Genomic DNA, 12428 nt, shown 5'->3' with positions numbered 1-12428 from the left:
ATGTCAATAACCGAAGATTTTTTAAGTACCACTGAAGAACAAGAAATTGTTGCTGCTATTGTTTTAGCCGAAAAAGAAACATCGGGCGAGATTCGCGTACACATTGAAGACCATTCAAATTTACCTGTATTAGAACGCGCACAACAAGTTTTTAAAATGTTAAATATGCACAAAACAAGCGCCCGAAACGGCGTTTTGTTTTATGTTGGTGTTAAAGACAGACATTTTGCAATAATTGGCGACAATGGTATAGACGCAGTTGTACCTTATGATTTTTGGGAAGCTACAAAGAAAAAAGTTTTAGATCATTTTAAAACAAACCAATACAAACAAGGTTTAATTGCCGGAATTTTACATACAGGCAAACAATTAAAATACTTTTTTCCGTACCAAGGCGCAAACGATATTAACGAATTACCTAACGAAATTTCACGAGGTTAATGAGTACTTTTAAAAAAATATTCACACTTTTTGTTTTATGCATGCCTTTTTGGGTTTGGGCACAATTCAACATTCCCGAAAAACCTTCAAGCACTACAAAACAAACAAGTGTATATGATTACGCTAATTTACTACCCGCTAACGAAAAACAATTATTAGAACAGAAACTAATAAAATATGCCGATACCACATCTACACAAATTGTAATAGCAATTATCCCTAGTTTAAATGGTGAATACGAAGGTACACTTGCTCCTAAATGGGCACATAAATGGAGAATTGGCCAAGCCGATAAAGACAACGGTGTATTTATTTTATTAGCCGAAAAAGAACGAAAAATTTGGATAGCTCCAGGTTACGGTTTAGAACACCTTTTAACTGCCGGTATAAATGGTGAAATTACTAGAAACTACATTATACCAGAATTTAAAAAAGGTGATTACTACGCTGGACTAGATATTGGAACTACTAAATTAATGGAACTTTTTTCGGGTACTTATCAAGAAAACAGACAAGTATCCGATGAAAGCGGTGGTGGCTTTTTTATTTTTTTGGCATTAATTACAATTATAATTGTATTTATTATTGCTAGTAAATCAGGCGGTAAAGGAAACAACCGTGGCAGCAACGGTCCCGATTTATCAGACATTATTATTCTAAGCCGAATGGGGCGTGGTGGTAATGGTGGCTTTTTTGGTGGCGGCTTTGGCGGCGGTTCGTCGGGTGGTGGCTTTGGTGGAGGATTCGGTGGCGGCTTTGGCGGCGGCGGATTCTCTGGTGGAGGTGCCGGTGGCAGTTGGTAAACTTTATACAAAAACAGTTAAATAATTTATTTAACTGTTTTTTTTCTTTAAACAACAAAAAACCCTTTCATTTCTGAAAGGGTTTCTTAGTAGCGGGAACTGGACTCGAACCAGTGACCTTTGGGTTATGAGCCCAACGAGCTACCTACTGCTCTATCCCGCGCTGTGCGTTACATTGAATTTTTACTACGATTAAAAAAATAAAATTCTAAACTTTTTTAAAAGGACTTTTAGTCTTAGTAGCGGGAACTGGACTCGAACCAGTGACCTTTGGGTTATGAGCCCAACGAGCTACCTACTGCTCTATCCCGCGCTATTGTGGTGCAAATGTAAGACGACTTTTTGGAATACCCAAACTTTTTTTCAAAAATTATAAAATTAGTCTGTTTCACGAATATTGACTAACTTTGCAAATTATTAAATAAATTATGGTGCACAAAGCTGGTTTTATAAATATTATTGGAAATCCAAATGTAGGTAAATCAACCTTAATGAATGCTTTTATTGGTGAACGTCTATCAATCATCACTTCAAAAGCACAAACAACACGTCATCGCATTTTTGGAATTGTGAACGGCGATGATTTTCAAATGGTTTTTTCAGATACACCAGGTATCATAAAACCTGCTTATGAATTACAAACATCTATGATGGATTTTGTAAAATCGGCATTTGAAGATGCAGACATTCTTTTATATATGGTTGAAGTGGGTGAACGTGAATTAAAAGACGAAGCTTTTTTTAAAAAAATCACCAATGCTAAAGTTCCAGTTTTGTTACTATTAAACAAAATAGACAAATCAAACCAAGAACATTTAGAAGAACAAGTTTCTTTATGGAAAGAACAAGTGCCTAATGCAGAAATTTATCCAATATCAGCACTTAATAATTTTAATGTAGATACTGTTTTTAACCGTATTTTAGAATTATTACCCCAATCACCACCTTATTACCCTAAAGACGCGTTAACCGATAAACCAGAACGTTTTTTTGTAAATGAAATTATTCGCGAAAAAATTCTTTTAAACTATCAAAAAGAAATTCCTTACGCTGTTGAAATTGAAACTGAAGAGTTTAAAGAAGAAGAAAAAATCATACACATTAAAGCAGTAATAATGGTTGAACGCGATAGTCAAAAAGGCATTATCATTGGGCATAAGGGAGCTGCGTTAAAAAAAGTAGGCATGGAAGCACGTGCCGAAATGGAAAAGTTTTTTGACAAACAAGTACACATTGAACTATTTGTTAAAGTAAATAAAGATTGGCGAAACAATCAATACCAATTACGCCGATTTGGATATCAACAAAAATAAAAATCACACTTTTTAAAAGTGCATGTTATATGAGTAATATTGTAGCAATTGTAGGTAGACCCAACGTAGGAAAGTCAACCTTTTTTAACCGTCTTATTCAAAGACGCGAAGCCATAGTAGATTCGGTTAGTGGTGTTACCAGAGATCGGAATTATGGAAAATCGGAATGGAATGGAAAAGAATTCTCTGTTATTGATACAGGTGGATATATTAAAGGGTCTGACGATATTTTTGAAGGCGAAATCCGCAAGCAAGTTGAGTTAGCTATAGACGAAGCCGATGCTATTGTGTTTTTGGTTGATGTTGAAGAAGGCATTACCCCAATGGATGAAGAAGTTTCTAAATTACTTCGAAAAATTACTAAACCTGTTTTATTAGTAGTTAATAAAGTTGATAACGCAAAACGCGAACAAGACGCTTTTGAGTTTTATAACTTAGGTTTAGGTGAATACATTACCATGTCTGGAATGAGTGGATCAGGAACGGGCGAAGTATTAGATAAAATTGTTGAAATTTTACCTGAATTACCAGAAGTTGAAGAGGTTACTGATGAACTACCTAGATTTGCTGTTGTTGGTAGACCAAACGCTGGCAAATCAAGTTTTATTAACGCTTTAATTGGTGAGGATCGATTTGTGGTAACTGATATAGCAGGTACCACACGTGATGCTATAGATACTAAATACAACCGTTTTGGTTTTGAATTTAACTTAGTTGATACTGCTGGTATCCGCAGAAAAGCAAAAGTTAAAGAAGATTTAGAATTTTACTCGGTAATGCGTTCGGTACGTGCTATTGAACATGCCGATGTTTGTATTTTAGTTATTGATGCAACACGCGGTTTTGAAGGTCAGGATCAAAACATTTTTTGGTTGGCAGAAAAAAACCGTAAAGGAGTAGTGATTTTAGTAAACAAATGGGATTTGGTTGAAAAAGACACCATGACAGCTAAGGATTACGAAAAACGAATTCGTGAAGAAATTGCACCGTTTACCGATGTGCCAATCTTATTTGTATCGGCATTAACAAAACAACGTTTACTAAAAGCTTTAGAAGCTGCTGTACAAGTTTATGAAAACCGTAAACAACGCATTGCTACATCTAAACTTAACGAAACCATGTTACCTATAATTGAACACAATCCACCGCCAGCAATTAAAGGTAAATACATTAAAATTAAGTATTGTATGCAGTTGCCTACACCTGTACCGCAATTTGTATTTTTTGCAAACTTACCGCAATACATTAAAGATCCGTACAAACGCTACGTAGAAAATAAATTACGTGAAATTTATAATTTTGAAGGAGTACCTATTGAAATTTATTTCCGTCAGAAATAAAAATAAAGTAATCAAAAATAAAAAGCGTATCAAGAAATTGATACGCTTTTTTGGTTGTTGTTTGTTGTTTACTTAACTTATTATGAAAAAATTATTTAGCTTTCGTGAATTCTAAATTAACATTGAAAGTAACATCCTTTGCTACACCCATACCTGTTGGATCGTAGTTAATATTAAAAGCAGTTCTATCAATAGTTGTTTTTGCCTGAAAACCTACTTTTTGATTACCTCTACCGTCGTCTTTTAACAATCCGCCATAAACTAAATCAAAAACAACAGGCTTTGTTACATTTTTAATGGTTAAATTTCCATGTAATTTATAATTTTTACCCTCTTTTTTAACTGCTGTTGATACAAATTTAATATCGTTGTATTTTTCAGTTTCAAAAAAATCAGCTGAACGTAAATGTTTATCACGTGCGTCGATACCAGTATTTACAGAATTTGCATCAATTGTAAAATTAAACTTAGCTGTAGTAATATCTTCATTTGTCAACTCTAAAGTACCTTGGTATTTATCCATTCTACCATCAACAAAAGAAATACCCATATGACCTACAGAAAAGTTTAAAAACGAATGGTAAGTATCAACACTATACTTTGTTTGGGCAAATGTTGCAACCGAAAACATTGTTGCAACCATTAAAAGTAATATCTTTTTCATTTTATTTATATTTATGTTGAAACAAATTTAAAACATGAAAATCAAATAAAAATTAATGTAGATTAAGAATTTATTTTTTCGATTTCCAAATAAATCCATCTAAAACATAATGAGTAATTTGAGGCAAAGCTAATAAAGGAATCCAAATAAAATGAAGAAATTGCGGCATATACCAAGTATCGTCTACATAAATATGTTCTTGCCAAACGGTAACTTCCCAAATAAACTCTTCAACAAAAGCTAAAATCAATAAAACAATCACAAATAAAAAAGGCAACGCCCATTTTTCTTTTATAAATTTAAAACCACTATTTTGAGCAGATTGTGTAAAATAAATTAACGCCATATAAGGCACACCATGAGAAACCACGTTAAAAGCCGTAAAAATAAGTTCGTTATTGTAATGTACAATTCCTAAATACCATGATAAATACGTACCTAAAATTAATAACGTTTTAGGCAAATTAAAGTACTTGCATGTTTTATAAACCCATATTAAATTTATTAAATACACAAAAAAAACAATCAAATAAACTATAAAAAGTATTTGGCTAATTAAAGGGCTATTTATTTGTAGAAACTCATTAGGCATAAACCAATTAAAGTTTCGGTTTGGGTTTAAAAACCAAAACATCATTGGATAAATTGTTGCATTGTAAATTACTATTTTATCAAACAAAAGCTTTTTTCTAGTTTTAACTTCGGCTCTACTATAAATACGCATAAAACCATATTGTTGTCTAATAAAATGAAAAACAGCAATATAAGCCAACACAACCCAAAAAAAAGAAGCGCTAACTAAATAGCACAAACTGCCCACAAATAAACTTAAAATAGGTACCCACGTAAACAATTTTTTGTGTTTTTTTAGTTCGGTTTTACTCAAGTAGGTTTTAAAAAGCGATGCGTAAACGTGAGCAACATCAATAAAAACAATAAAAAACAACCACGTTATAAACGAAAATTTTTGCTGAATTACTGTAAACTGGCTGTGAAACATACACACCAATAATGCAACCAAAAAAGGTGGCGCAATAATGAAAAGCAAATCGGTTTGTTTTTTATGTATCCAAGGTTGAGTCATGTAACAATTGTTTAGCTGCTTTAATTCCTTGATAAAATGCTTCTTCAAAAATTGAAATACCACTTAAATCTGAATGCGCAAAGTAAATGGTTTGATTGATTGGGTGCGCGGCAGTTTTAATTTCTTCTGAAAAAATAAAATTAGGAAAAGGACTAATCATTCCATGTCCCTTTTTGTGAATTTCCATTTCTAAAACTTCGTTTGATATGCCATAATGCGCTTTTTCTAAATCGTTTAAAACAATATTTCTCCAATAATAATCACTATTTGTTAACAAATTTCTACGTTCTGTTTTTAAATCGTTTGCACATAACGCTGCGTAATATGTTATTGAAAAAGGCGGATGGTACTGATTTAAGGTTTGATGCTGGTTGTAAATATACCCTAATCCAAAACCGTTGTGAATTACATTATCCCACGAAAGCGATGCCCCCTCGCCCACCGGAAACTTTTTAACTGTTAATGTGGCTGTTATCCATGGTGCGTATTGAAACTTTGTGGTAAGTTTACTTCTGTTTTCTAACAAATAAGCATTTACAAATTGCGGTGTAGCAAGTATTATTTTTTTAGCTATGATTTGAGTAGATTTTTTAGAAATACTATTGTAAACACAAACTACGGCTTGTTTGTTTTTAATTTTTACGCTATAAACCAAACTGTTTTTTTGAACCTTATTTTTTACATAAGGATTAAACTTTTTAGATAAAAAGTGGTTGCCCTCAGGCCACGTTAATACGTTATGGTTGCTGTTTTTTCTTGAACAAAAATAATGAATACCAGCCCATGCCGAAACTTTATCTATACCAATACCATAATCGTCTTTACAACAATAATTTAAGTACACAAAAAGGGTTTCGTTATTTAATTCATTTTTAATTAACCATTCTTTAAACGTAAATGTATCTAATTGAGTAAACTCTTTATCGGTTGAAGAGGCATTTAAAGGGATATCAAAAGCAAAAGCTCCGTCGGTACCAACAGCACTTTTATAAAATTGCATTTTTTTTTCGAATGATTCAAAGGCTTCGGTTGCTTCTTTAGTGATTCCATAAGTAGGCACCAACCCATCTTGCCAATAATTATGAATAAACAAACGTTCTTGAGGCGAAAAACAAAGATACGATTCGTTGTAAACAGGTGATCCATTATCAGAAAAATGAGTAATCACGTTACTTTCATACAAAAAATCAAGCAAATCTTTATTAGTTAGGTTTGGTAATGGCAAATAATGTGCTGCCACTGGATATTCACTTACAGCGTTTTGTTTACCTAACGAATTTCCTCCTAAATCATCTTCTAATTCTATTAATTTAAAATTTGTAACATTATTTTTGGTTAACCAACGTGCGGCCGACAAGCCCGAAATACCTCCACCAATTATTAAAATATCTTCGTGAATGGTTTCGGTTGGTTTAGGGAAATCGTTCGTGCGTAATTTATGTCCTAAAATATGATTAGTACCTGTAATTTTAAAAATTAATTTTACAACTGTTTTTTCACACGATTGAATAAACGGAAGCGCAGCAATTGCGAATAAAGTGGTTTTAAAGAATTGCCTGCGATTGCCGTTAAATTTTGCTCCATTCTTCATCAAAATACCTTACTAACGATTGGTTATCTAAACGATTAACTTCTACTTTTTCTGCTTTCATATCTTCAGAAAAAATAGTGTATTGTTTTAAATTGTAATTGTAAAATTTAAGTTGATTTAATTTGCGATTTACTTTTTCTAATCGAACCAAATTATTGGGTGAAAATAGTGCAAACCCCCATTCCCCAAACGACGGTACATAGGTGTGGTACCCTAACACGTTGGGATACACTGATGCTATGGTTTCATGTACACACCAGTACGATTTAGGCGCATAATAAGGCGAAGTTGTTTGTACCGTAACCACACTATTGGCAGTTAAACTGTTGTGTAATGTTTTATAAAAATAAGTGGTGTACAGTTTACCTAAACTATAATTTGAAGGATCTGGAAAATCGATAATAACTACATCGTATTTTTCTTTATTTTGTTGCAACCAAATAAAAGCATCGGCGTTATAAACAGTAACTTTAGAGTTATTTAATGAATTTTTATTATGCTTTGTAAGAATTTCGTTTGTTTTAAACAAATTGGTCATTCCTGCGTCTAAATCTACTAAAGTAACTTTTTTAACATCTTTATATTTTAAAACTTCGCGTACAGCTAAACCATCGCCGCCACCTAAAACCAATACTTTTGAAACCGATTTTGCTGCAGCCATTGCCGGATGTACCAATACTTCGTGGTATCGGTATTCATCTTTTGTATTAAACTGTAAATTGTTATTTAAAAACAATTGATAGTTGCCGTTGCTTTCGGTTAAAATAATACGTTGATAAGGTGTACTGTGTTTGTAAATAATATTGTTTTGATACAAATTACTTTCGGTATATTGCAATAGTTTGTTAGAGTATGCAAAAGTTGTAATTAATACAACCAAGCAAAAACCTGCTTTAACTTGCAAGGCACGCAGGTTAAAAATTTCGTTTCGTAAAAAAACACATAAGGTTATAGCTACTAAAATATTAACAATACCAAACACTAACGACGTACCCATTACGCCTAAATACGGAATTAGAAGGGTTGGAAACAAAACCGATGCTATTAATGCGCCTATATAATCAAACGTAAAAACATCTGAAACCAGTTCACGAAAGGTTACACGGTTTTTTAAAATGTTCATAAGTATAGGAATTTCCATACCTGATAAACATCCCGTTAAAAAAACAAAAAAATACAGTATGAACTGAAAATGAGATATTTTTTGAAAAAGCACAAATAAAATTACCGAGCTTAATCCGCCAATAATCCCAATTAAAAGTTCAATTTCTATAAATCGATCTATTAAATTTCTTTTTATGTATTTGGCTAAAAAAGATCCAACACCCATAGAAAACAAATAGGTGCCAATAATAAATGAAAATTGTTTAACAGAATCGCCTAATAAATAACTTGCCAATGCACCGGCTACTAATTCGTAAATTAAGCCACAGGTTGATACAATGAATACCGAAACAAGTAAAAAAAGCTGAAACCTTTTGTTTTTATCCATGTAAAGACGCACTTATAATTAAGGCAATACCTATAATAAATGCTGCAAAAACAATAGCAAGTGCTATGTTTTTATTTTGAACTATTTCTTTCCATGAATTTTCGGGCGTTAATTTTTCTACAATTAAGTACGCAATTAATAAAATTACGATTCCTACTATTGAATAGATTACCGAGTTTGTTATTCCGTTTAAAATTTGTTGCATAATTTTTTATTTATGGGAAGCTCCCGATGAATATGTACGTGATACAAAATGTGTTCTGTTACCTGTATACGAGGCGTTTTCTAATTCGGTATTAACTTTTGAAGAATTACATGTATAATTAGATATAAACAAAAAGTTACCTAGCATGTAAACTACAATAACACCAATTGCATATTTAAAAATTTCGTGATTATTATAACGCAACAAATCATTAAAATTTATAACGTTGTTAATATGGTTACGGTTAACAATACTTGTATAGTACAAATAACCAACCAAAAAAGTTAAAATTACTGCTATATAAAGCCATGCATTGCTTACACCGCCTATTTTCACTGTATAGTCCACATCATAATTTGTGGCTAACATATTTGTAGGCGCGCTGTAATGAAACGCTAAGTGATATGTTCCTTGACCAACACCGCAAAAAGTAATTTCGTTACCCGAAGCGTGGTTTTGTATGTTTGCAAAATGCTTAAAAGTTTCGGTTACGTAAGTGGCATTGGTTTTTTCATTCACTAGCGAAACATCTAATGTAACATTATCGTTTTGTACTTCGGAAATAAAAGACAACTTCACTTTTTTATCGTTTCCAACAACTTTAAAAGGGCTACTTATAAACTGTGAAACTGTTGTGTTTGATTTTACAATGCTGTTTTTATAAGTAAAACTATCAATATTATTATAATTTAAAATAAAATGAAGCAAGCCCATTACTAATGAAATTAATGCAAAAAACAACGCTAAATTTTTAAGCACACTGTTGTTATTATACAACACTTCGCGTTCTTTTACAAATAATTTTCTAAAACTGGTTTTGTTTAAATATTCGCCATGAAAAACTTCGGTAACATCTTTGTATTTTTCTACCGATAAAAATTTAGTATCGTAATATGTATTTTGAAAAGTACGGTTGTACGATTCTTCAAAAATTTTATTAAAGAATATCCCTTTTGCAGCGACAGTTTGGGCGTATTGCGCAAAATCAAAATCGTAACCCGATGTTTTGTAATTAATGGTTCCGCCAACTTTTAATTGTTCTTGCATAGCAGGTGTTAGCTCCACTTCTTCCAAAAAAGAATTAAAATCACTACCGTGTGCTAAAAAAATTAAATTTCCGTCGTAATCGCTTAAAATATATTCGTTCCAATCTACATAACTTCCTTTTTCGGTTTTGGTACAAATACCAACTATATAGTAGGTCTTCCCTTTATAAACAATACTTTCGTTAAGCTCAGCATAAACGTTTTTAAATTTTCCGTTTAATTTACCTGCATATTCGGTTGTACTTTCATTAATAAAAGATACGCTGCAACAATCGGGACAAACAAATGTTTGGGGTTTTAGTTTAGTATATGCTAATTCGGTTGTATTTAAACAATCACTGCATTGATAAGTAGTTTTCATTAGCGACGTACATTGGTTTCGTTAAGAACTTCGGCTTTAAAAAAATCTTTAAAAACAGCACCTAAATCTTCTACTTTTTGCGAATTATCGTTTAAATAATTACACAAATAAATATCTAACGTAAGTTGTTTAAATTCGGGCCACGTATGTATGCAAATGTGCGATTCTTTTAAACAAATTGCTACTGTATACCCCCCTTGGTCAAAAGTATGGTGTGATATACCTACTATTTCTAAATTAAAATTTTGAATAGTTTGTTTAGCAAAATCGATAAATTTTTGAGTTGAGGTTAACAGTTCGTTCGCAGCTACTTGCAGCGTTAATAATTTGTGTAAACCCGGATTGTAGTTTGGCATATGTGCGTAAAACCTAAGTGTTTTTTTACAAATATAAAAAAAGTAAATTAAAAACAAAAGCACGGCTTTTCACCGTGCTTTTGTGTTATATTTAAAGAAATATTATAATTGCGGACCTGCTGCAACTAATGATTTTCCTTCTTCATTATCGGTATATTGTACAAAGTTTTCTACAAATAATTTTGCTAAATCTGTAGCTTTTGTTTGCCATTCTGCAGCATCTGTGTAGGTGTTACGAGGATCTAAAATATTAGTATCTACACCTTCTAAAGCTGTTGGAACTGCTAAATTAAATATTGGAACAATACTTGTTTCTGCGTTTTCAATAGAACCATCTAAAATTCTATCGATAATTGCGCGTGTATCTTTAATAGAAATACGTTTACCAGTACCATTCCAACCTGTATTTACCATATAGGCAGTTGCTTGGTGCTCTTCCATTTTTTTAACTAACTCTTCTCCGTATTTTGTTGGGTGCAAGCTTAAAAACGCTTTTCCAAAACATGCAGAAAAAGTAGGTTCAGGCTGAGTTACTCCGCGTTCTGTACCTGCTAATTTTGCTGTAAAGCCAGATAAAAAGTAGTATTTAGTTTGTTCGGGTGTTAATTTAGAAACGGGTGGCATTACACCAAAAGCATCGGCAGTTAAAAAGATTACTTTTTTAGCATGACCTGCTTTTGAAACCGGTTTTACAATGTTTTCAATATGATCAATTGGGTAAGAAACACGTGTGTTTTGTGTAACCGAACCGTCTTTAAAATCAATTACACCATTTGCATCTAATGTAACGTTTTCTAATAAAGCATCGCGTTTAATAGCTGCAAAAATTTCTGGTTCGTGTTCTTTGCTTAAATCAATAGTTTTAGCATAACATCCACCTTCAAAGTTAAACACACCATCGTTATCCCAACCGTGTTCATCATCGCCAATTAATTCGCGTTTAGGATCGGTAGATAAAGTTGTTTTTCCTGTACCCGACAAACCAAAGAAAACAGCAACATCACCTTCTTTACCTTTGTTTGCAGAACAGTGCATTGATGCAATTCCTTGTAATGGCAAGTAGTAGTTCATCATTGAAAACATTCCCTTTTTCATTTCACCGCCGTACCATGTACCGCCAATTAATTGCATTTTTTCAGTTAAATTAAAAGCAACGTAAACTTCTGAATTTAAGTTATGTGCTTTATAATCTGTAAAAGATGTTTTTGATGCGTTAATCACCACAAAATCTGGTTCACCAAAGTTATCTAATTCTGCTTCGGTAGGGCGTATAAACATATTTTTCACAAAATGTGCTTGCCAAGCCACCTCCATAATAAAACGCACTTTTAAACGCGTATCTTCGTTTGCGCCACAAAAAGCATCAATTACATATAATTTTTTTCCAGATAACTGAGCTGCAGCATTTTGCTTTAACGCTTCCCAAGTATCTTGTGAAATTGGTTTATTATCGTTTTTCGCTTTGTCAGATGTCCACCAAATAGTATTTTCTGTAACAGCGTCTTTAACTATATATTTATCTTTAGGAGAACGTCCTGTAAAATCTCCTGTCATTACATTTACAGCACCAAGTTCTGAAACTTGCCCGCGTTCAAAACCTTCTAAATTTTGATCTGTTTCTGCTTTAAATAATTCATCATACGAAGGATTGTAAATTACTTCACTTACATTTTGTATCCCATATTTATCCAAAGAGATTGCCTTTGAAACTTCCATATCTTAAATTGTGTGT

At 32.5% G+C, this 12428-nt stretch carries 12 protein-coding genes and 2 tRNA genes; 4 read left to right on the top strand and 10 right to left on the bottom strand.

The annotated features are described in order from the left end of the window. Both P3875_RS03095 and P3875_RS03090 read left to right on the top strand, forming a co-directional pair. Complete coding sequence (locus P3875_RS03095; protein ID WP_303444790.1) at positions 1–441, top strand: TPM domain-containing protein; 441 nt, start codon at positions 1–3, stop codon at positions 439–441. Further along, complete coding sequence (locus tag P3875_RS03090) at positions 441–1244, top strand: TPM domain-containing protein (protein ID WP_303444789.1); 804 nt, start codon at positions 441–443, stop codon at positions 1242–1244. The genes P3875_RS03095 and P3875_RS03090 overlap by 1 nt, the downstream gene beginning before the upstream one ends. Before the next feature lie 90 nt (positions 1245–1334). Here the strand turns inward: P3875_RS03090 and P3875_RS03085 are convergent. Both P3875_RS03085 and P3875_RS03080 read right to left on the bottom strand, forming a co-directional pair. Beyond that, positions 1335–1407, bottom strand: a tRNA-Met gene (locus tag P3875_RS03085). Between the two features lie 77 nt (positions 1408–1484). Continuing rightward, a tRNA-Met gene (locus P3875_RS03080) sits at positions 1485–1557 on the bottom strand. Positions 1558–1672: 115 nt separating this feature from the next. Here P3875_RS03080 and era point away from each other — a divergent pair. Beyond that, on the top strand, positions 1673–2557 hold the full coding sequence (era, locus tag P3875_RS03075) for a GTPase Era (RefSeq protein WP_303444788.1): 885 nt from the start codon (positions 1673–1675) through the stop codon (positions 2555–2557). 29 nt (positions 2558–2586) lie between these two features. Next, complete coding sequence (gene der / locus P3875_RS03070; protein WP_303444787.1) at positions 2587–3897, top strand: ribosome biogenesis GTPase Der; 1311 nt, start codon at positions 2587–2589, stop codon at positions 3895–3897. Between the two features lie 91 nt (positions 3898–3988). Here der and P3875_RS03065 read toward each other — a convergent pair whose 3' ends face one another. The 8 genes from P3875_RS03065 to pckA all read right to left on the bottom strand — a co-directional run bounded on the left by P3875_RS03065 (position 3989) and on the right by pckA (position 12412). Then, complete coding sequence (locus P3875_RS03065; protein WP_303444786.1) at positions 3989–4561, bottom strand: YceI family protein; 573 nt, start codon at positions 4559–4561, stop codon at positions 3989–3991. A gap of 70 nt (positions 4562–4631) precedes the next feature. Continuing rightward, positions 4632–5645, bottom strand: a complete 1014-nt coding sequence (locus P3875_RS03060) for a hypothetical protein (RefSeq protein ID WP_303444785.1) — start codon at positions 5643–5645, stop codon at positions 4632–4634. Further along, positions 5623–7236, bottom strand: coding sequence for an NAD(P)-binding protein (locus P3875_RS03055; RefSeq protein WP_303444784.1), 1614 nt, complete (start codon positions 7234–7236; stop codon positions 5623–5625). Before P3875_RS03055 ends, P3875_RS03060 begins: the two co-directional genes overlap by 23 nt. Next, positions 7214–8728 (bottom strand): polyamine aminopropyltransferase, encoded by a 1515-nt coding sequence (locus tag P3875_RS03050; RefSeq protein WP_303444783.1) that lies wholly within the window; start codon positions 8726–8728, stop codon positions 7214–7216. Before P3875_RS03050 ends, P3875_RS03055 begins: the two co-directional genes overlap by 23 nt. After that, entirely contained in the window at positions 8721–8933 is a 213-nt protein-coding gene (locus P3875_RS03045; RefSeq protein WP_303444782.1) for a DUF350 domain-containing protein, read from the bottom strand. Before P3875_RS03045 ends, P3875_RS03050 begins: the two co-directional genes overlap by 8 nt. A 6-nt stretch (positions 8934–8939) precedes the next feature. Further along, positions 8940–10340: a DUF4178 domain-containing protein gene (locus P3875_RS03040; protein ID WP_303444781.1), complete on the bottom strand. Its 1401-nt coding sequence runs from the start codon at positions 10338–10340 to the stop codon at positions 8940–8942. Beyond that, positions 10340–10696 carry an S-adenosylmethionine decarboxylase family protein gene (locus tag P3875_RS03035; RefSeq protein WP_303444780.1) on the bottom strand — a complete coding sequence of 119 codons (357 nt, stop codon included), beginning with the start codon at positions 10694–10696 and terminating at the stop codon, positions 10340–10342. Before P3875_RS03035 ends, P3875_RS03040 begins: the two co-directional genes overlap by 1 nt. 102 nt (positions 10697–10798) lie before the next feature. Beyond that, the gene (gene pckA / locus P3875_RS03030) at positions 10799–12412 is read right to left on the bottom strand and encodes a phosphoenolpyruvate carboxykinase (ATP) (protein ID WP_303444779.1); all 1614 of its coding nucleotides are present in this window, start codon (positions 12410–12412) and stop codon (positions 10799–10801) included. Between the last annotated feature and the right edge of the window lie 16 nt (positions 12413–12428).

It is taken from the genome of Myroides sp. JBRI-B21084, assembly GCF_030545015.1.
Classification (GTDB): Bacteria; Bacteroidota; Bacteroidia; order Flavobacteriales; family Flavobacteriaceae; genus Flavobacterium.
This window is presented reverse-complemented; position numbering and strand designations above follow the sequence as displayed.